Raw genomic sequence first — 18494 nt, forward strand, 5'->3', positions numbered from 1 at the left:
CCTTATCCCTCTGAGGAATCGTGGAACAGGTCCTTATACTGTTCCCTGAGGGCACGCTTTAGGAACTTCCCCGCGCTGGTGCGGGGGATCTCTTCCACGAAGACGAAGGCATCGGGAAGTTGCCACTTGGCAAAACCAGCCTTTAAGAGATGTTCCCGAAGCTCCTCCTCGCTGGGTTTCTCTCCCCTGGGCACCACCACGGCTAAGGGCCTTTCCTGCCACCTGGGGTGGGGAATGGCCACCACCGCCGCCTCCTTCACCTTGGGATGTCCCATGAGGATGTTTTCCAGATCCACGCTGGAAATCCACTCCCCGCCCGACTTGATGAGGTCCTTGAGGCGGTCCTTGATCTCCAGGTACCCCTCCTCATCCCAGACGGCGATATCCCCGGTGCGGAACCAGCCGTCCGGGGTGAGGGCGCTCCTGGTGGCCTCCTCGTTCTTGTAATAGCTTCCGGTGATCCAGGGCCCTTTGAGCTGGACCTCCCCCAGGGTTTTTCCGTCCTTGGGCACGGGCCTACCCTCCTCGTCCGCCACCCGGAGGCGCACCAGGGGCACGGGCAGGCCGGTCTTGGCCTTGAGGGTGATCTTCTCCTCAAAGGAAAGGCCCTGGAGGTAGCTCTTAATCACGTTGATCACCACCACGGGCGAGGTCTCGGTGAGGCCGTAGCCCTGGCGCACCTCTATGCCCATGCGCTCAAAGCGCTCCACTAGGCTTCTCGGGGCGGCGCTTCCCCCCACCACCAGGCGCCGCAGGGTCTTGAGGCGGTGTCCCGTGTTCTCCAGGTAATCGGCCAAGGCCAGCCACACCGTGGGCACTCCGGCGGTAAAAGTCACTCCTTCTCCGTCAAAGAGTTCCACCAAGGAGGCGGGATCTAGCTTGGGTCCTGGCAGGACCTGTTTGGCTCCCACCAAGGTGGCGGCATAGGGTAGGCACCAGGCGTTCACGTGGAACATGGGTACCACTGGGAGGACCGAGTCCTTTTCCGAGAGAGCCGTGCCATCCTCGAGGCTCGCCGCCAAGGTGTGGAGGACCAGGGCCCGGTGGCTGTAGACCACTCCCTTGGGAAGACCGGTGGTCCCCGTGGTGTAGGCCATGCCGCAGGCGGCCCGTTCGGGTACCCGGATGGGGTCCGCCTCCTCGCCCAACACCTCCTCGTAGGCCAAGTATCCCTCTGGCGCCTTCTCGTCCATTACCACGAAGTGGCGCACGGTGGAAAGCTCCGGGCGCAGGGTCTCCACCAAGGGAAGGAGCTGGGGATCAAAGAGAAGGACCTTGTCCTCCGCATGGTTCAGGATGTAGGCGATCTCCTTGGGGGAAAGCCGGGGGTTTGCGGTGTGGAGGACCGCCCCCATTCCCGGCACGGCGAAGTAGGCCTCGAGGTGGCGGAAGTGGTTAAAGCCCAAGGTGGCCACCCGGTCCCCCACCTCCACCCCAAGCCGCCTCAGGCCCCCCATGAGCCTTCTAGCCCGCCGGTAAACCTCGGCGTAGGAGGTGCGGTGAACTTCCCCTGTGTGGAGCCGGGATACCACTTCCTTCCTGGGAAAAAGCTCCGCCGCCCGTTCCAGGAAGTCCCACAGATTGAGTTCCTCCTCCATCATGGTGTTCGGGAACATGCCGCCTCCTTTCCTATCTTTTCCCAGCATATCCCCATTAGGGCTTTCACGTCACTCCGTCGAACTCCCATTCACCACCCCTCCTCCAAACTTCCCCTCGGGGGATCTGAACGCCAAGGGAACCGCCCACACCGGAAGCCCTTCCCTGGCGCTTGGGCTGGAGCTGGGCCTTGAACCACCGGGCAAGGGGGCTTTGCATGCGCTATTCCTGGGGTTTCCTGCGGACCAAGGTGACGAATTCCCCTTCCTGAACCACCTCGTCCCGCTGGTTCAGGACCCGTACGTGCTGCACCACCACACCCCGGTCGGGCTTACTGGTTTCATGCTTCTCCAGGATCTCGCTTTCCCCCCTCACGGTGTCCCCTATGAATACGGGTTTCAGGAACTTGTAGTTGCGGATCTCCATCCAGGCGATAATGGTGCCCTCAAAGTGCCCGCTCCGCTGCCGAAGGCCGGTGAACATGGAAAGGACCAGAAGACCATGGGCGATGCGCTGGCCGAAGGGGGTGTTCTTGGCAAACTCGGCGTCGGTGTGGATGGGGTTGTAGTCCCCGGAAACCCCGGCGAAGTTAACCACGTCGGCCTCGGTCACCGTACGGGCTGGGGTGGAAAATCGCTGGCCTACCTCAAAGTCCTCAAAGTACATGGGCATCCTTATCACCTCCCTAGCCTTCTCCAAAAGCTTTGATCCCGGTGAGGTGGGCCCCGATGACCAGGGTCTGCACCTCGCTGGTTCCCTCGTAAAGGGTGAGGATGCGGGCGTCCCGATAAAGCCGGGCCACCTCGTACTCCTCGAAGAAGCCGTAGCCTCCGTGGACCTGGATGGCCCGGTAGGCCACGCGGTTGGCAGCTTCGGAAGCAAAGAGCTTGGCCATGCTGGCCTCGAGGGTATACCGCTCCCCCTTAAGCTTCTTGGCTACTGCCTGGTAGGTGAGGAGGCGGCTGGCCTCGAGGTCCAGCTTCATCTGAGCCAGATGCGCCTGGACCAGCTGGAAGCTGGCGATGGGCCTTCCGAACTGGTGCCTTTCCTTGGCGTAGCGTAGGGATAGGTCCAAGGCCCTTTGCATCAGCTCCACCGCTCCCGCCGCCAGGGAAACCCGGCCGGATCCCGGTAAGCCCGGGTGCGGAGGCTTCCTGCATCCGAGCCCGCCTCGGGCTCGGTAAGGCCGTAGGCCCCTAGGATTTCCCCCCGGGCCAGGTGGGGGATGTAGCGGTTCTTCTGCTCAGGGGTGCCGTAGGTGAGGAGAGGGGTGAGGACCAGGCTTTGCTGCACGGAGAGGATGGAGCGCAAGGAAGCGTATCCCCCAAGCTCCTCCAGAAGGGCGATGTAGGCCCAAAAGTCCAGGCCAGCTCCTCCCAGCTCCTCGGGTACGAACACCCCTAGGAAGCCCAGTTCCCCCATCCGCTTTACCAGGGGCCAAGGGAAGGCCTCCTTCACCTCGTACTCCGCCAAGGCGGGTCCCGCCTCTTCCAGGAAACGCCTCGCCAGCTGACGGATCTCCTTGTGCTCAGGAACGTCCATCTTCTAACCCCTTTAGGATGAGATCAAAGTAGAACCTGGCCACCTCCTCCGCCCGCAGGGGCCCTCCGGGATGGAACCAGCGGATCATCCAGTTCAGGAGGGAAAGCACGGCCCGCCCCGCCAGGGCCACATCCACCGGGCGGAAGACCCCTTTCTCCATACCCCGACGGAGAAGAGTGCGCAGGATTTCCTCGTACTGGTCGCGGAGGGTGACAATCTGCCCTTGCTTTTCGGGGGAGAGGCTTTGCAGGCCCTGGAGCATGGTGGCGAAGAAGGGCCGGTTCTCCTCAAAAAAGCGGGCGTGGCCCTCCATGAAGCGGAGCAGGGCCTCCCTGGGGTCGGAAACGGCCAGGGCTTTTTTGCCCTCGAGGAGAAGTCCCTCCAGGGCCTGTTGGCTGATCTCGTAAAGCACCTCCTCCTTGCTCCGAAAGTGGTGGTAGAGCGCCGCCTTGGAGAGGCCCAGGGCCTCGGCCAGGTCCTGGACGCTGGTCGCCTCGTAGCCCTTTTCGGTGAAAAGCCGGGCAGCTTCTTCAAGGATGCGGTTGCGGGTGGCGGTTCCCATATCTCACCGACCGGTCGGTAAGTATACTCTACCCCTGGAGGAGAGGATAGTCAAGTGGCTTGGTGCCCTCTTCCACGTTTCCAAGCGTCTTGGCGTTATCTGGCCGATAGAGTGTTGCCAAGCCCGCCATAAGTGTGGAAATATGGAACACGAAGGAGGAGCTTATGAAAATCACCCTCAGCGTCCTCAAGGCCGACATCGGTTCTGTGGGAGGCCACACCTTACCCAGCCGCAGGGTGCTGGCCAAGGTGGAGGAGGTGGTACGGGAGGAGGTGGGCCGCCTGCTCTTGGACGCCCACGTGTTCCACATCGGGGACGACATCGTCCTCCTTGTTTCGCACACCCAGGGTCCGCGGAACCCTGCTATACACGAGCTGGCGTGGAAGGCGTTCCGGGAAGGTACCCAGGTGGCTAAGGAGGAAGGCCTTTACGGGGCCGGGCAGGATCTTTTGAAGGACGCCTTTTCCGGTAACCTCCATGGCCTGGGGCCCCAGGTGGCGGAGATGGAGTTTGCCGAACGTCCCGCCGAGCCCTTCATGGTGCTGGCGGCGGACAAGACCGAGCCCGGGGCTTTCAACCTGCCCCTTTACCTGGTCTTCGCCGATCCCATGTACTCCTCAGGCCTCTTGCTTTCCCCCGATTTGCGCCCTGGCTTCCGCTTCCGCATCATGGACCTGGCCCAGACGGAAAGGGATAGCTACATCGTCCTTGATGCCCCGGAGAGGCTTTACGACATTGCCGCCTTGCTTAGGGACTCCCACCGCTTTGGGATAGAGTCCATCTGGTCCAGGAAGTACGGTGAGATCGCCGCCGTGGTGAGCACCACCCGCCTGCGAAACATCGCCGGGCGTTACGTGGGCAAGGACGATCCCGTGGCCATTATCCGCACCCAGAAGGTCTTTCCCGCCACGGAGGAGTTTGGCCCGCCCTTTGCCCTGGCTCCTTTCGTGGCGGGGGACACCCGGGGCAGCCACCACCTGCCCTTGATGCCGGTGAGGGCCAATACCCCTGCGTCCACCTTCTTCTGCGTGCCCATGGTGTGCGGGCTGGCTTTCTCCCTCAAGGACGGGCGTTTTTCCGAGCCCGTGGACCTCTTTGCCGACCCGGTTTGGGACACGGTGCGGGCCAAGGTGGTGGAGAAGGCCCAGGAGATGCGCCGCCAGGGCTTTTACGGCCCGGCCATGCTGCCCATGGAGGAGCTGGAGTACACGGGGATTGCCGAGCGCCTAAAGGAGCTGGAGCGGGAGTTTTCGTAGGGCCTCGCTGGTTGGCAGTGCGGACAATGCCCCGTGTACTTCCCCGAAGGGGAAGACCAGGCGGAGCCTCGAGGGGGGTCCTTCGCCTGGAAAAGGGGTAGACTCTTCCGGGAGAAGCCTATGGACCTCACTTACTACCCCTATCCCTCCCGTCGGCACGTGGTCATGGGCCGGCGGGGAGCGGTGGCCACCAGCCAGCCCCTGGCTGCCCTGGCGGGGATGGAGATGCTCCTAAAGGGAGGAAACGCCGTGGATGCCGCCATCGCCATGGCGGCTACCCTCACGGTGGTGGAGCCCACCAGCAACGGCATCGGGGGAGACCTTTTTGCCATGGTGTGGGATGGGAGGCTCCACGGCCTTAACGCCTCGGGCAAAAGCCCCGCGCGCCTCACCCCTGACCGCCTGCCTGGGGGCAGGATACCGGAAAGGGGTTGGCTTCCGGTAACGGTGCCCGGAGCGGTTTCGGGATGGCGGGCCCTGCACGAACGCTTTGGAAGGCTTCCTTTTCCCGAGGTCCTTGCCCCCGCCATCCGCTACGCGGAGGAAGGCTTCCCCGTGGGACCGGAAACGGCCCGGGCCTGGCGGCGGGCGGAAGGGATCTACCTACCTCTTCGGGGGCTCGAGTTCCGGGCCTTTCAGGAAGTTTTCTTTCCCCAGGGCCGGGCGCCGAGGGCGGGAGAGGTTTGGCGTAGCCCTGGGCATGCCAAAACCCTAAGGGAGATCGGGGAAAGCTACGGGGAAAGCCTTTACCGGGGAAAGCTGGCGGAGGCCATTGCCGGCTTCAGCGAGGCTACCGGGGGCCTCCTTAGCCTCGAGGACCTGAAGGCCCACGAGCCGGAGTGGGTGGAGGCTCTTTCCGTGAACTACCGGGGTCTTACCGTGCACGAACTCCCCCCCAACGGCCAGGGGATCGCCGCCCTCCTGGCTTTGGCCATCCTCGAGGGGTTTGACCTTAAGCCGGAAGACCCCTTCAGCTACCACGTACAGATCGAGGCCATGCGCCTGGCCCTGGCGGACGCCTTCCGCTACGTGGCCGACTCCCGCTACCTGGAGAAGCCCCCCCAGGCCCTGCTCTCCCCCGAATACGTGGCCTCCCGCCGAAGCCTCATCGGGGAACGAGCCCTGCCCCAGGCCCTGCCCGAGGTGAGACCCGGGGGAACCGTCTACCTGGCGGCGGCGGACGGGGAACTCATGGTCTCCCTCATCCAGTCCAACTACCAGGGCTTTGGGGCGGGTGTCCTCATCCCGCAAACGGGCATCGCCCTGCAGAACCGGGGCCTGGGTTTTTCCCTGGAGGAGGGCCACCCGAACCGGCTTGGGCCCGGGAAAAAGCCCTACCACACCATCATCCCGGGGTTCCTGACCCAGGAGGGGAAGCCCGTGGGTCCTTTCGGGGTCATGGGGGGGTTCATGCAGCCGCAAGGGCATGTGCAGGTGGTGGTGGCCTTGGCGGATTTTGGCCTGAACCCCCAGGCGGCTCTGGACCGGCCCCGGTGGCAGGTGGTGCCGGGTAGGGGAGGAGATGCGTCCCGTGGGGAAAAACCTGGGGACCGAGTGATCCTGGAACCGGGTATTCCCCAGGCCACGGCCCTGGTCCTCAAGGACCTGGGGCACAGGGTGGCCTACGAGGTGGAGCCGGGCCTTTTTGGTCGAGGCCAGGTGATCCTAAGGCGTGGCCAGGCCCAAGGGGGTCATGCTGAGGAGGTACTGGTGGCAGCTTCGGATCCCCGGGCGGAGGGTTTAGGCTTGGCGTGGTGAAAAGACCTAGCATCGGCCGGCAGGGTTATCTTGGGGCTATCTGGTGTGAGGCTCTGGCCCGCGTGCCGGGCTGATTTCCCCAAGGCATCGGTGGCTAGGGCAAGGACCAAGTTGTTCGCGAAAGGTACATTTCGCGCATATGTTATACTACCCCCGTGGAACCCAGCCTTATCTGGAAATCCATCGGCATTAAAAAGCCCGAGAAGGCCCTTCAACCCCTGGCACCCTATGCCGAATACCTCCTTTTGGAGCGGGGATACTCCCCCAGGGGGGTGCGCCGCTACCTCCAGGACCTGACCCTCTGGTTTCGCTTCCTCCAGGAAGAGGGTTTCACCCCGGGCCCCGAGGCGGTCCGGGCGCTCCTCCTCAAGGAGCGTTGGGCCCCAAGGAGGGTGCAGGGGTTCCTAGCGGCCCTCCGCAGCTACTACCGCTACCTGTCCCAGGTCAAGGGAGAGGCCGTGTCCGACCCCACGGAGGGCATAGGCCGCCCCAAGGCCGGGCGCAGGCTTCCCCTGCACCCCGCTCCGGAGGAGCTCAGGCGCTTCCTCGAGGCCCTGGAAGCCGAAAGGGAGGCCAGGCTCCTCAGCCGCCTGGCCCGGTTCCTCTACGGCACGGGGCTTCGCATCTCCGAGGCCCTTTCCCTGAAGGGTCGGAACGTGATCCTCGAGGGCTCGGTTCCCGTGGCCATCCGGGTGGTGGGCAAGGGAAACAAGGAAAGGCTGGTGCCCCTTTCCAGGACCGCCCGGGAGGTTCTTTTAGAGTTGGGGCCACCCCAGGGTAATGTGAGTATTTTCACGTTCACTCAGGGAAGGCACCGGGGCAGGGTTCCTTCCGCCCGGTACGTGGAGGCCAGGTTCCGGGAGGCGGCCCTGAGGGCGGGCCTGGACCCCAGGCGCTTCACCCCGCACAAGCTCCGCCACGCCTACGCCACCCTGCTGGTGGAAAACGGCGTGGAGCTGGATGCCGTAAAGGACCTTCTGGGCCACGAGTCCATCGCCACCACCCAAATCTACCTGCACGCCTCGAGGGAACGGCTCAGGGAGGCGGCCTCGAGGTTGCCCGAGCTTTAAGGCGGGTACATCGGAAGCCGGCTAGGCCCCCCTTGACCTACCGGGACCCGCAAAAGGTGATGCGGGACACTTGTCCCTTCGCCTCAGGTGTGCTACCCTAACAAACGACCGTTAGCCATGGAGCGGCGCGAGCAAATCCTCACCATAGCAGGCCACCTCTTCAGCCAGCGGGGCTACCACGCCACCAGCATGCGGGAGCTGGCCAAGCACCTAAACCTCCAGGGGGGAAGCCTGTACGCCCACATCACCTCCAAGGAGGAGCTCCTCCTGGAGGTGGTGCGCCAGGCCGCCGAGCGCTTCCTTAAAGTTCTGGAGGGACTTAAGGGCGACCCCGTGGCCAAGCTGAAGGGCCTAGTACGGGGCCACCTCGAGGTCATCGCTCAGGAGCTGCCCCGGGCCACGGTTTTCTTCCACGAGTGGAAACACCTCTCCCCTCCCCTTCTGGAGGAGGCCAAGGCCTTAAGGCGCCGCTACGAGGAGGGGGTCCAGAGGGTGATTGCGGAAGGGGTAGAAAAGGGGGTGTTCCAGGTGGAGAACCTCCGCTTGGCCACCCTCTTCGTCCTCTCGGCCCTCAACTGGACCTACCAGTGGTACCGCAAGGACGGTCCCCTTCCCTTGGAGGTTCTGGCCGAGACCTACGCCGGGATGCTCCTTAGGGCCTTAGGCGTGGCTGCTTCGCCCATAGGCGAACACCCGGAGGAAGGAGGCAAGGATGGTCAAGCTTAGGATCGGTTACCCCGAGGACCCGGACTACCAGGAAAGGCTTGCGGAGTTTGAGGCGAGGATCGCCCGGGGGGAGAAGATTGAGCCCGGGGACTGGATGCCCGCCGAGTACCGGGCCCAGCTCATCCGCATGATCTCCCAGCACGCCCATAGCGAGTGGGTGGGGATGCTTCCCGAGGGTGCCTGGATCACCCGGGCTCCTTCCATCCGGCGGAAGCTCATCCTGCTGGCCAAGGTTCAGGACGAGGCCGGGCACGGGCAGTACCTCTACCACGCCGCCGAAACCCTGGGGATCACCCGGGAAGAAATGGTGGAGGTCCTTCTTTCCGGCAAGGCCAAGTACTCCAACATCTTCAACTACCCCACCCTCACCTGGGCGGATGTGGGCATCATCGGCTGGCTGGTGGACGGGATGGCCATCAAGAACCAGACCATGCTGGCCCAGTGCTCCTATGGCCCCTACTCCCGGGCCATGGTCCGCATCTGCGCCGAGGAGACCTTCCACCACAAGCAAGGAAAGGAGGCCGTCCTCCTCTACGCCAGGGGCTCCAAGAAGCAGCGCCAGATGGTGCAGGATGCCCTGAACCGCTGGTGGTGGCCCACCCTGATGATGGCCGGGCCCCACGACACCGACTCCCCCCATACCCCCCTCCTTCTGCGGTGGGGCATCAAGACCAAGACCAACGACCAGATCCGGCAGGAGTTCCTGAATGAGCATGTGCCCGAGCTTCTGGAGGCGGGGCTAGAGATCCCTGACCCCGACCTCCGCTACGACGAGAGGACGGGGAACTGGCTCCATGGCCCCATTCCCTGGGACGAGTTCTGGAGGGTGATCCGGGGGGAAGGCCCCATGAACCGGCACCGCCTCGAGGCCCGCAGGAGGGCCCACGAGGAGGGACGCTGGGTGCGGGAGGCCCTCGAGGCCTACGCCCGGAAGCAATTTGCCCAGGCGGCGGACTAAGGAGGCGCCATGTGGGGAACCGATTGGCCCCGGTTTGAGGTGATCAAGCAGGACACCAAGCATGGCCCCCCGCAGATGGTGGGTTCGGTACACGCCGCTGACCCGGAGCATGCCCTCTTGCTGGCCCGACACGTGTTCGTGCGGCGCCCCGCCGCCTACGCCCTCTTCGTGGCCCCGGCCGAGGCCTTCTTCCACGTTTCCCAGGAAGGCCTAAAGGATCTGAAGCCCACCAGGAGGGAGGGAGGAAGCGAAGAACCTTACTGGGTCTTCGCCAAGCGGAGCCACCGCCGGAGCATGGTCTACGGGGACCTAGTGGGCCGCTTCCTGGCGCAAGGCCCGGAGGATGCCATAGCCCAAGCCCTCCTACAGGCCCAGGGGGTGGCCTTCTGGGCGGTTCCCGAGCGCCTGGTGGTGGGGACCGAGCCCACCGAGGAAGTGGTGGAAAGCTGGTTTGCCCCGGCCAAGGAGAAGACCTACCGCCTGCAAAGCTACTACGGCCTGATCACCGCCAAGGGGGTGGAGGATGCTTGAGGCCTACCTGAAGGACGCCCTGGTGGCCCGGCTCACCGCCTGGGCCGACGATGAGGTGGTTCTGGCCCAGCGGCTTTCCGAGTGGGTGGGGCATGCCCCCATCCTCGAGGAGGATATCGCCATCGCCAACCTGGCCCAAGATGAGCTGGGCCATGCCAAGGTCTGGTTGGAGCTCCGGCAGGAGCTGGACGGCTCCGACCCCGACCGCCTGGTCTACTTCCGCGATCCCCTGGAGTTCCAAAACGCCGTCCTGGTGGAGCTCCCCAAGGGGGACTGGGCCTTCACCATGGTGCGGCAGTACCTCTTTGACGCCTACGAGAACCTCTGGCTGAAGGAGGCAACCCGGAGCGTCTACGCCCCCCTGGCCGAGGCGGCAAGCCGCATCCTGAAGGAGGAAAGGTTCCACCTGAAGCACTCTTCTCTCTGGGTGGAGCGCCTGGGCCAGGGCACGGAGGAATCCCACCGCCGGGCGCAGGAGGCCCTGGAAACCCTCTTCCCCTACGTGCGCCAGCTCTTCCAGCCTCTCCCGGGGGATGAGGCCCTGGTGGAGGCAGGGGTGGTACCGGATCTCAAGGCCCTCGAGGCCCCCTACCTGGAGGAGGTGACCGCCCACATGGTGCGCTCGGGCCTAAGGCCGCCTGAGGGAGGGTACGTGCCCAAAAGCCGCCAGGAACACACGGAGTACCTCTGGTCCCTTCTCGCGGAGATGCAGTCCGTGGCCCGCTGGGACCCGGAGGCCAAGGCATGGTAGAGCGGTACTGGGAAGCCCTAAAAGGGGTTAAGGACCCGGAGATCCCCGTCCTCAACATCGTGGAGATGGGGATGGTCTTAGGGGTGGAGGCGGAAGGGGAAAAGGTCAGGGTCCGCTTCCGCCCTACCTTTTCCGGCTGCCCTGCCCTACGGCTCATCCGCGAGGAGATCGAAAAGGCCCTGCGGGAGGCAGGAGCCAAGGAGGTGGAGGTGGTGGAGGCCAAGGCCCCCTGGAGCACCGAGGACATGGCCGAGGAAGCCCGAAGGAAGCTCCTGGGTTACGGCGTGGCCCCACCCCTTCCCCTCCCCCTGGCGGGGAAGGATCCCCCCTGCCCCCGGTGCGGAAGCCAGGAGGTGGTCCTCAAGAACACCTTCGGGGCCACCCTGTGCAAGATGCTCTACCAGTGCGCTGCCTGCGGGGAAGTTTTTGAGGCCTTTAAGACCGTCTGAAGGGGAAACATAAGGCCCGGGACTAGGAGGCGTACGGGGCCTTTTTCCTGGAAGACCTAGAGCGAACACAGTCCAGATTCAAGGAGGAAACCTTGAAGGTAAAAAGCTACCTCATGGGCCAATGGTTGACGGGTGCAGGAGAAGGGGTGCCGGTGCAGGATGCCGCCACCCTCGAGGTGCTGGGCCACGTGACCTCGGAGGGCCTGCCCCTCAAGGAGGCGGTGGCCTGGGGAAGGGAGGTAGGGGGGAAGGCCCTCCTTGCCATGGGCTTCCAGGAGCGGGGCCGAAGGCTTCGGGCCCTGGCACAGTACCTTTCCGAGCGGAAGGAGGAACTCTACCGGCTCTACGCCACCACCGGGGGCACCCGTCGGGATGCCTGGTACGACGTGGACGGGGGCATTGGGGTACTCTTCACCTACAGCTCCCTGGCCCGGACGCTTCCCGAGGGAAACCTCCTTCCCGAGGAGGAAAGCCTTCCCTTAAGCAAGGACTTTTCCTTCCAGGGAAGGCACCTTCTGGGTCCCAAGGGCGGGATCACGGTTCAGATCAACGCCTTCAACTTCCCGGTCTGGGGCCTTTTGGAGAAGTTCGCCCCTGCCTTCCTGGCGGGGGTGCCCACCCTGGCCAAGCCGGCCACCCCCACCGCCCACGTGGCCGAGGGGTTGGTGCGCCTCATGGTGGAGTCCGGGCTTCTGCCGGAGGGAAGCCTCCAGTTCGTGGCGGGAAGCCTGGGGGATGCCCTGGAGGCCCTGGACCACCGGGATAGCGTCTACTTCACGGGTTCCAAGGCCACCGCAGACCGCTTAAAGCGCCACCCTGCCTTTTTGGAGCGGGGCGTCCTCTTCAATGCAGAAACCGACTCCCTAAACGCCGCCATCCTGGGGGAAAAGGCAGGGGAGGAGGAGGTGGAGAGGCTGGCCCGGGAGATTGCCCAGGAGCTTTCCATCAAAACCGGGCAGCGGTGCACGGCCATCCGCCGGGTCCTGGTACCCCAAGGCCGCCTCGAGGCCCTCCTCGAGGCCACCCGTAAGCATCTGGAGGGCCTTAAGCTGGGCGACCCTAGGGAGGAGGGCGTGGACCTGGGGCCCCTGGCCTCCTTAGGGCAAAAGGAGGAGGTGGAAAGGGCCGTGGAAGCCCTCCTGGCCGCCGGGGCCAGGGTGTACTGGCAGCACCCAGGCAGGCGGGATGGCGCCTTCTTTCCCCCTACCCTGCTCCTGGCGGAGGATCCCTGGGCGGAAACCCTCCACCAGGTGGAACCCTTCGGCCCGGTGGCTACCTTCTTTCCCTACCGGGACCGGGAGGAAGCCCTGCGCCTGGCCCGGTTGGGAGGAGGGATGCTGGCGGCCACCCTGGCCACCCCCGATCCCGAGGAGTCCCGCTTCTACCTCCTCGGGCTTTCCGGGGAGGTGGGCCGGCTCCACGTCCTAAACCGATTCAACGCCCATAGCTCCACGGGGCACGGCTCCCCCTTGCCCCGCCTCCTCCACGGGGGACCCGGACGGGCAGGGGGCGGGGAGGAGCTGGGAGGGCTTCTTTCCGTCAAGCGGCACCTGGCCCGCCTGGCCCTCCAGGCCGACCCCCACACCCTGCAGGCCCTCACCGGGGAGTACGCCAAGGGAGCGGAAAAACCTGCCAGCACCCACCCCTTCCGCAAGTACTATGAGGAACTGGAGGTCGGGGAAACCCTCTGGACCCATCGCCGCACGGTCACGGAGGCGGACATCGCCCTCTTCGCCCACCTTTCCTGGGACCACTTCTACGCCCACACCGACGAGATCGCCGCCCAAAAGAGCCTTTTCGGGAAGCGGGTGACCCACGGATACTTCGTCCTCTCCGCCGCCGCCGGGCTCTTCGTGGATCCGGCACCGGGTCCGGTCCTGGCCAACTACGGCCTCGAGGGCCTGCGCTTCACCGAACCCGTGGGCATCGGGGATACCTTGCAAGCCCGGCTCACGGTGAAGGCCAAGCGGCCCAGGGACGAGAAATCCGGGGTGGTGGAGTGGGCGGTGGAGGTGGTGAACCAGGAGGGCCAAACCGTGGCCGCCTATACCCTCCTTACCCTGGTGGCCCGAAAGCCCACGGATGCTTTGCCCTCCGGGTAAACACATTTTGGAGCTTGCTCTTAACCTGTGCTACCATGGGGGTATGGCCGAGCGCGAACCGGCCTTCTGCCCTGTCTATGCCGCCTTGAACCTCCTCCAGGAGAAGTGGACCCTGCACATCATCAGGGCTCTCCTGGAAGGCCCCAAGGGGTTCAACGAGCTGTCCCGGGCCATCGGGGGGGTAAACCCCGCTACCCTTTCCCAACGCCTGGAGCACCTGGTGGATCTCGGCGTGGTGGAAAAGAAGGTGGAATCCTTCATGCCCCCCCGCACCCGGTACGGCCTCACCGAGGCCGGGCGGGAGCTGGAGGCGGTCATCGCCGCCATAGACCGCTGGGCCCGCAGGAACCTCAAGGTCCCCGTGGGCTGAGGTTTCGGGGCCGAGGGCGATCTGGCGTGCCCGTGAGCCCGAACCCCTTTACGGAGCCTATTCCGCTTCCCCGGCCAGGTACTGGAGGTAGTTGGGCAACCCCATCTGGTTCAGGAGTTCCCGCTGGGCCTCCAGCCAGTCCACGTGGCCTTCCTCGTCCTTGAGGATCTCCGCCACCATGTCCCGGGTGCCGTTATCCCCCAGGCTTTGGGCCAGGTTCATGGTTTCGTTGTAGCCCTTCACCGCCTGGAGTTCCCCTTCGTAGTCCCGGAAAAGGATTTCCTCCACCGTTTTGCCGATCCGGATCTCCCCGATCCGGCTCACCTCCGGAAAACCCTCCAGGAAAAGGATGCGCTCGATGTGCCTCTCCGCATGGCGCATCTCGGTGATGGCGTGGGCCTTGAGGTGGCGGGCCAGGGCTTTAAAGCCCCAGTTCTCCGCCATCTCCGCATGGACCATGTATTGCAAAATGGCGGCCAGTTCCTCGGAAAGCCTTTCCTGAAGGCTCTGGATCACGTCCGGGTGCCCTTTCATAAAGAACCTCCAAGGGCATTATACCACCGTCGGGACCCGGCGGAGCTCTGAACCTTGTGCCTCCAGATGGTAGGCTTCCTTCCCTTCCTGGGGGAAGTCCTCGCGGAAGTGGGCCCCGCGGCTTTCCTCCCGCAGCAGGGCCATCCTGAGGAGAAGCCGGCCAAGGAGGGCGAGATTCGAAGCTTCCAAGGCCTGGCGCAGGTGGGCCCCCCACCCGGACCTTTCCAGCGCGCCTGGGGTTACCTCCTCTAGGGGTAGATGGGCCACATGGGCTAAGGCCTGGGCCAGGTCCTTTCCCCGGCGCACCACCCCCGCCGCCTGGCCCATGCGGTCTTGTAGCGCCTTAAGGTGCACGGGATCAAGGAGGTAAGCGGGTAAGGGTTCCAAGGCCTTGGGGTAGGCCAGGTCCTCGAGGGCCGCCAAGGCCGCCCTTTCTCCCATCACCAGGCCCTCCAGAAGGCTATTGGAGGCCAGGCGGTTGGCTCCGTGGAAGCCCGTGGAGGCCACCTCCCCAGCGACATAAAGGCCGGGGATCCCGGTAAAGCCTTGAAGGTCGGTCTTCACACCCCCCATGGCGTAGTGGGCCGCCGGGGCCACGGGCACAGGCTCCTTCAAGGGGTCCAACCCCAAGGCCCGGGCTTGGGCCACCACCGTGGGAAAACGGCGTTCCAGGTGGGGGATGGGCCTCAGGTCCAGGTAAACGGCCCCGGTTCTCTCCCGCTCCCAGTGCGTGAAGCGGGCCACCACGTCCCGGGGGGCCAGCTCGGCCAAGGGATCGTAGCGGGGCATGAACCGCTCCCCATGGGCGTTGAGGAGGAGGGCCCCCTCCCCCCGGCAGGCCTCGCTCACCAGGCTGCCATCGGGGAGGGCCGTGGGATGGAACTGGACGAACTCCAAATCCCTCAAGGTAGCCCCCGTCCGGTAGGCCAAGGCCATCCCGTCCCCCGTGGACGAGGGGGGGTTGGTGGTCACGGGGAAAAGCCTCGAGAGGCCCCCGGTGGCGAGGAGCACCGCCCCGGCCCGCACCTCCACAAGGTTAGCCCTACCGGGCTGACCCGAGCCGTGGGGCGAAAGGACCAAGGCCCCCGCCACCCGCCCCTCGCCCACCAAGAGGCTCACCGCCATGTACCCCTCGAGGACCTGAGCCCTTAGCCGGGAAAGCAAGCCCTTAAGGAGAAGGAGGCCGCTTTTATCCCCGCCCAAGTGCCGCACCCGGGCCCTGGAGTGCCCGCCTTCCCGGGTGGGTTCGGGATGGAAGGGAAGCCCCAGGGAAAGAAGCTTCTCCAGGTGGCGGGGGGCTTCCTGGAGGATGGAGCGGGCCACGGCCTCCTCCACCAGGCCCCGGCCCGCCCTTAGGGTATCCCGGAGATGGGCCTCCAGGTCCTCCTCGTCAAGGGGAAAGGCCACCCCCCCTTGGGCCCAGGGGGTGGAGCCGGAAGGCAAGGGGTCCTTGCTCAAGAGGAGAACCTTGGCCCCCCTTTCCTCCGCCGCCAAGGCGGCGTATACCCCAGCCACCCCGGCTCCCAGGATGAGGAGGTCAACCCTTGGCATCAACCCACCGCCACCATGGCCTCGAGGGCCCTCCTGGCCTTCTTGGCCACCTCCTCGGGCACCCGGATCACGTGGCGCATCTCCTTCAAGGACCAGTAGACCTTCTTTAGGGTTATCTTCTTCATGTACTCGCAGATGGCGTCCGGCTTCACCGGGATGAAGGTCTTCCCCGGGGCTTCCTTAGCGAGGCGGTGGAGGATGCCCACCTCCGTGGCCACCACGAACTCCTTGGCCTCGGCCTTTTTGGCGTGGCGCACCATCCCCTCGGTGGAGAGCATCTTGGCATCGGGTTTGAGGAAGAGGCAACTGGAGCCACAACCGCACTCCGGGTGGATCATGAACTCCGCCCCTGGATGGGCCTCCATAAGGGCCTTCAGGTGCTCCTCCCGGATTCCCGCATGCACGTGGCATTCCCCGGGGAAAAGGTCCAGCCTCCTTCCCGTTGCCCGGGCCACATGGGCCCCCAGGAACATGTCGGGCACGAAGAAGATGGGCCTCCCTTCCGGTAGCCGCGCCACCACCTCCACCGCGTTGGCGCTGGTGACGCAGACGTCCGCCAGGGCCTTCACCTCGGCCTTGGTGTTCACGTAGGCCACCACGATCCCGTGGGGATGGGCTTCCTTCCAGGCCCGGATGTCCTCGGGCCGGAGGCTATCCGCTAAGGAGCAGCCGGCCTCGAGGTCGGGGAGGAGGACGGTCTTTTCCGGATTCAAGATGGCGGCGGTCTCCGCCATAAAGTGCACCCCGGCGAAGACGATGACCTTGGCCCGGGTTCGCTGGGCCTCCCGGGCCAGGCCCAAGGAGTCCCCCACGAAGTCCGCCACCTCCTGCACCTCGGGAAGTTGGTAGGAATGGGCCAGAATGACCGCCTGCCGCTCCGCTTTAAGGCGGAGCACCTCTTCTCTAAGCGCCTCCCGTTCCATGTTCACGCTCTTGCTGGGCTAAAGCCCTGTTCCCAAAAGTGCTCGTCAAAGGCTAAGGCTTTCCGCAAGCCTTTTCCTTGCATGAAGAAGAAGCTGGTCCAGTCCACCAGGCTGATGTCCTTTCGCCCAGAGGCCAGCAGGGCGGTTAGGGCTACCTGGTGTAGATCCCCATCCACCGGGATGCTCAGGACCACCCCCAAAAGGTCGTGGCAGAGGGCCCGCACGGCCTCGAGGCCCAGCCGCCTTTGCACCAGGGCCACGCTTTCCACCACCACATAGCTATGGGTTACCAGGCGCACCCGGTCGGCAAGAAGGCGGCGAAACGCTTCCGCGGCCTCTTCGTGATGGGCGTCGTCCCGGTCCAAAAGGGCGTAGAGGGCTGAGGTGTCCACGAAGACCGCCAAGGTTCTCCTCACTCCATGGCCAGGTAGCGGTCGTGCTCCTGGCTCACGTCCCTAAGGCCCGAGGCGAACCGGCCCACTGCGGCTAAGGCCCTCTCTGCCCGCTCGGCAAAGCCCCCATTCTCCTTCTCTTGGAGATAACCTTCCACCGCCCGCCGTACCATCTCCGCCAGGGATACCCCCTCCTCCCGGGCCAGGGCTCTCAGGCGCCGGGCTTGCTCCTCGGTGAGCTGCACCTGGGTCCGCACCATGCCTATATGGTAGCACACCATGCCATCATGGCTGCACCACCAGAAGGGAGAGGTCCAAGGCCTTGGCGGAGTGGGTCAGGGCCCCCACGCTCACATAGTCCACCCCAGCCTCGGCCGCCGCCCGGGCTCTTTCTAAGGTCATGTTGCCGCTGGCCTCGAGGGGAACCCGTCCCCCCACCCGGCGCACCGCCTCGCGCATCTCCTCCAAGGAGAAGTTATCCAAAAGGATCAGGTCTGCCCCCGCCTCCAAGGCCTCTTCCAGCTCAGCCAGGCGGGTCACCTCCACCTCCACCTTGAGGTAGTGGGGGGCTTTTGCCTTGGCCTTGCGCACCGCCTGGGCCACGCCCCCTGCGGCCCGGATGTGGTTTTCCTTGATGAGGATGCCGTCAAAGAGTCCAAAGCGGTGGTTTTTCCCTCCCCCCACCCGCACCGCGTACTTCTCCAGGGCCCTCAGCCCCGGGGTGGTCTTGCGGGTGTCCAGGACCTGGGCCTTGGTGCCCTTCAGGGCCTCCACGTAGGCTCGGGTGAGGGTAGCGATGCCGGAAAGGCGCTGGAGGAGGTTTAGGGCAAGACGTTCCCCGGCCAGGATGCCCCTTAGGGGACCCTCGAGGCGGGCCACCTCGTGGCCGGGGTCCACCTTCGTCCCCTCCTCCACCAGGGGCGTGAAGGCGATGCGGTGGTCTACTAGGGTAAAGACCTCCCTAGCCACGGGAAGCCCGGCCAAGACCCCCTCCTCCTTGGCGAGGATGACGGCCTCGCCCATGAGGTCCTCCGGCACCGTGAGGGCCGTGGTGAGGTCCCCGTGGCCGAGGTCCTCGAGGAGCCAGGCCTTTAAGGTTTCCAAGGGCACCATGGGCCCTATTCTAGGCGAGGCAGGGGGCTCCATGGAGTGTAGTCGGTCAACACATTTGAGACTCTGTGGGGACCGCCTCCCCCCGTATTCTAGCCAGGTACTCTAAAGGGGCCAGGCCCCCCAAGGCCTGGTGGGGTCGCCGGCGGTTGTAGTGGTCCAGGTAGGCGTCAAGCTCCCTTTGGAGCTCGGGGATCTGTGAAGGCAACGGTCGTGTGTAGAACTCATCCCTAAAGGTCCGCTGCATCCGCTCCACGTGACCATTGAGCTTGGGGCTCCTCGGCGGTTCATTTGGGGTAGGGGCCCCAAAGAG

19 protein-coding genes and 2 pseudogenes are annotated in these 18494 nt (G+C 64.9%); 10 read left to right on the forward strand and 11 right to left on the reverse strand.

The features are described 5' to 3' along the window. Positions 1-2: 2 nt before the first annotated feature. From F604_RS0106395 to F604_RS0106410, 4 genes and pseudogenes are all read right to left on the reverse strand, one after another. Positions 3-1616 (reverse strand): long-chain fatty acid--CoA ligase, encoded by a 1614-nt coding sequence (locus tag F604_RS0106395; RefSeq protein ID WP_019550918.1) that lies wholly within the window; start codon positions 1614-1616, stop codon positions 3-5. 202 nt (positions 1617-1818) lie between these two features. Then, entirely contained in the window at positions 1819-2268 is a 450-nt protein-coding gene (locus tag F604_RS0106400; RefSeq protein WP_026329027.1) for a MaoC family dehydratase, read from the reverse strand. Between the two features lie 13 nt (positions 2269-2281). Beyond that, a pseudogene (locus F604_RS11990) lies at positions 2282-3138 on the reverse strand (acyl-CoA dehydrogenase family protein). Beyond that, positions 3125-3700 carry a TetR/AcrR family transcriptional regulator gene (locus tag F604_RS0106410; RefSeq protein ID WP_019550920.1) on the reverse strand — a complete coding sequence of 192 codons (576 nt, stop codon included), beginning with the start codon at positions 3698-3700 and terminating at the stop codon, positions 3125-3127. The pseudogene F604_RS11990 and the gene F604_RS0106410 overlap by 14 nt, the downstream one beginning before the upstream one ends. A gap of 164 nt (positions 3701-3864) precedes the next feature. On the opposite strand from F604_RS0106410, the gene fbp reads away from it, so the two are divergent. The 10 genes from fbp to F604_RS0106460 all read left to right on the forward strand — a co-directional run bounded on the left by fbp (position 3865) and on the right by F604_RS0106460 (position 13671). Further along, complete coding sequence (gene fbp, locus F604_RS0106415; protein ID WP_019550921.1) at positions 3865-4956, forward strand: fructose-1,6-bisphosphate aldolase/phosphatase; 1092 nt, start codon at positions 3865-3867, stop codon at positions 4954-4956. 120 nt (positions 4957-5076) lie between these two features. After that, the gene (locus F604_RS0106420) at positions 5077-6714 is read left to right on the forward strand and encodes a gamma-glutamyltransferase family protein (RefSeq protein ID WP_026329028.1); all 1638 of its coding nucleotides are present in this window, start codon (positions 5077-5079) and stop codon (positions 6712-6714) included. Between the two features lie 155 nt (positions 6715-6869). After that, positions 6870-7784, forward strand: a complete 915-nt coding sequence (locus tag F604_RS0106425) for a tyrosine-type recombinase/integrase (protein WP_019550923.1) — start codon at positions 6870-6872, stop codon at positions 7782-7784. Positions 7785-7901: 117 nt separating this feature from the next. Then, positions 7902-8510, forward strand: a complete 609-nt coding sequence (locus tag F604_RS0106430) for a TetR/AcrR family transcriptional regulator (RefSeq protein ID WP_019550924.1) — start codon at positions 7902-7904, stop codon at positions 8508-8510. Beyond that, positions 8497-9468, forward strand: a complete 972-nt coding sequence (gene paaA, locus F604_RS0106435; RefSeq protein WP_019550925.1) for a 1,2-phenylacetyl-CoA epoxidase subunit PaaA — start codon at positions 8497-8499, stop codon at positions 9466-9468. The genes F604_RS0106430 and paaA overlap by 14 nt, the downstream gene beginning before the upstream one ends. 9 nt (positions 9469-9477) lie before the next feature. Beyond that, on the forward strand, positions 9478-9999 hold the full coding sequence (locus F604_RS0106440; protein WP_019550926.1) for a phenylacetic acid degradation protein: 522 nt from the start codon (positions 9478-9480) through the stop codon (positions 9997-9999). Further along, positions 9992-10750, forward strand: a complete 759-nt coding sequence (paaC, locus tag F604_RS0106445) for a 1,2-phenylacetyl-CoA epoxidase subunit PaaC (RefSeq protein WP_019550927.1) — start codon at positions 9992-9994, stop codon at positions 10748-10750. The genes F604_RS0106440 and paaC overlap by 8 nt, the downstream gene beginning before the upstream one ends. Then, positions 10744-11199 (forward strand): 1,2-phenylacetyl-CoA epoxidase subunit PaaD, encoded by a 456-nt coding sequence (gene paaD / locus F604_RS0106450; protein WP_019550928.1) that lies wholly within the window; start codon positions 10744-10746, stop codon positions 11197-11199. The genes paaC and paaD overlap by 7 nt, the downstream gene beginning before the upstream one ends. A gap of 92 nt (positions 11200-11291) precedes the next feature. After that, entirely contained in the window at positions 11292-13301 is a 2010-nt protein-coding gene (paaZ, locus tag F604_RS0106455; RefSeq protein WP_019550929.1) for a phenylacetic acid degradation bifunctional protein PaaZ, read from the forward strand. A 43-nt stretch (positions 13302-13344) separates the two neighbouring features. Next, positions 13345-13671, forward strand: coding sequence for a winged helix-turn-helix transcriptional regulator (locus F604_RS0106460; RefSeq protein ID WP_026329029.1), 327 nt, complete (start codon positions 13345-13347; stop codon positions 13669-13671). A gap of 57 nt (positions 13672-13728) precedes the next feature. On the opposite strand, the gene bfr is transcribed toward F604_RS0106460, so the two are convergent. From bfr to F604_RS12615, 7 genes and pseudogenes are all read right to left on the reverse strand, one after another. Continuing rightward, positions 13729-14205, reverse strand: coding sequence for a bacterioferritin (gene bfr / locus F604_RS0106465; protein ID WP_019550930.1), 477 nt, complete (start codon positions 14203-14205; stop codon positions 13729-13731). A gap of 18 nt (positions 14206-14223) precedes the next feature. Then, positions 14224-15756, reverse strand: coding sequence for an L-aspartate oxidase (locus F604_RS0106470; RefSeq protein ID WP_019550931.1), 1533 nt, complete (start codon positions 15754-15756; stop codon positions 14224-14226). Then, the gene (gene nadA / locus F604_RS0106475; protein ID WP_019550932.1) at positions 15756-16679 is read right to left on the reverse strand and encodes a quinolinate synthase NadA; all 924 of its coding nucleotides are present in this window, start codon (positions 16677-16679) and stop codon (positions 15756-15758) included. Before nadA ends, F604_RS0106470 begins: the two co-directional genes overlap by 1 nt. Before the next feature lie 2 nt (positions 16680-16681). Next, a complete protein-coding gene (locus F604_RS0106480) occupies positions 16682-17083 on the reverse strand; it encodes a type II toxin-antitoxin system VapC family toxin (RefSeq protein WP_015717121.1) in 402 nt (133 codons plus the stop codon). An 8-nt stretch (positions 17084-17091) separates the two neighbouring features. After that, complete coding sequence (locus F604_RS0106485; RefSeq protein ID WP_015717122.1) at positions 17092-17331, reverse strand: ribbon-helix-helix domain-containing protein; 240 nt, start codon at positions 17329-17331, stop codon at positions 17092-17094. 25 nt (positions 17332-17356) lie between these two features. Continuing rightward, positions 17357-18217: a carboxylating nicotinate-nucleotide diphosphorylase gene (gene nadC / locus F604_RS0106490; RefSeq protein ID WP_019550935.1), complete on the reverse strand. Its 861-nt coding sequence runs from the start codon at positions 18215-18217 to the stop codon at positions 17357-17359. After that, positions 18190-18494 (reverse strand): annotated as a pseudogene (locus F604_RS12615) (integrase core domain-containing protein); the annotation flags it as partial. The gene nadC and the pseudogene F604_RS12615, both read right to left, overlap by 28 nt.

Origin of the sequence: Thermus scotoductus DSM 8553 (genome assembly GCF_000381045.1) — a bacterium.
Lineage (GTDB): Bacteria > Deinococcota > Deinococci > Deinococcales > Thermaceae > Thermus > Thermus scotoductus.

Bases quoted from the DNA above. Each gene is read 5' to 3' on its own strand.
- F604_RS0106395 (WP_019550918.1), bottom strand. From the start codon at position 1,616: ATGTTCCCGAACACCATGATGGAGGAGGAACTCAATCTGTGGGACTTC.
- F604_RS0106400 (WP_026329027.1), bottom strand. From the start codon at position 2,268: ATGCCCATGTACTTTGAGGACTTTGAGGTAGGCCAGCGATTTTCCACC.
- F604_RS0106410 (WP_019550920.1), bottom strand. From the start codon at position 3,700: ATGGGAACCGCCACCCGCAACCGCATCCTTGAAGAAGCTGCCCGGCTT.
- fbp (WP_019550921.1), top strand. From the start codon at position 3,865: ATGAAAATCACCCTCAGCGTCCTCAAGGCCGACATCGGTTCTGTGGGA.
- F604_RS0106420 (WP_026329028.1), top strand. From the start codon at position 5,077: ATGGACCTCACTTACTACCCCTATCCCTCCCGTCGGCACGTGGTCATG.
- F604_RS0106430 (WP_019550924.1), top strand. From the start codon at position 7,902: ATGGAGCGGCGCGAGCAAATCCTCACCATAGCAGGCCACCTCTTCAGC.
- paaA (WP_019550925.1), top strand. From the start codon at position 8,497: ATGGTCAAGCTTAGGATCGGTTACCCCGAGGACCCGGACTACCAGGAA.
- F604_RS0106440 (WP_019550926.1), top strand. From the start codon at position 9,478: ATGTGGGGAACCGATTGGCCCCGGTTTGAGGTGATCAAGCAGGACACC.
- paaC (WP_019550927.1), top strand. From the start codon at position 9,992: ATGCTTGAGGCCTACCTGAAGGACGCCCTGGTGGCCCGGCTCACCGCC.
- paaD (WP_019550928.1), top strand. From the start codon at position 10,744: ATGGTAGAGCGGTACTGGGAAGCCCTAAAAGGGGTTAAGGACCCGGAG.
- F604_RS0106460 (WP_026329029.1), top strand. From the start codon at position 13,345: ATGGCCGAGCGCGAACCGGCCTTCTGCCCTGTCTATGCCGCCTTGAAC.
- bfr (WP_019550930.1), bottom strand. From the start codon at position 14,205: ATGAAAGGGCACCCGGACGTGATCCAGAGCCTTCAGGAAAGGCTTTCC.
- F604_RS0106470 (WP_019550931.1), bottom strand. From the start codon at position 15,756: ATGCCAAGGGTTGACCTCCTCATCCTGGGAGCCGGGGTGGCTGGGGTA.
- nadA (WP_019550932.1), bottom strand. From the start codon at position 16,679: ATGGAACGGGAGGCGCTTAGAGAAGAGGTGCTCCGCCTTAAAGCGGAG.
- F604_RS0106485 (WP_015717122.1), bottom strand. From the start codon at position 17,331: ATGGTGCGGACCCAGGTGCAGCTCACCGAGGAGCAAGCCCGGCGCCTG.
- nadC (WP_019550935.1), bottom strand. From the start codon at position 18,217: ATGGAGCCCCCTGCCTCGCCTAGAATAGGGCCCATGGTGCCCTTGGAA.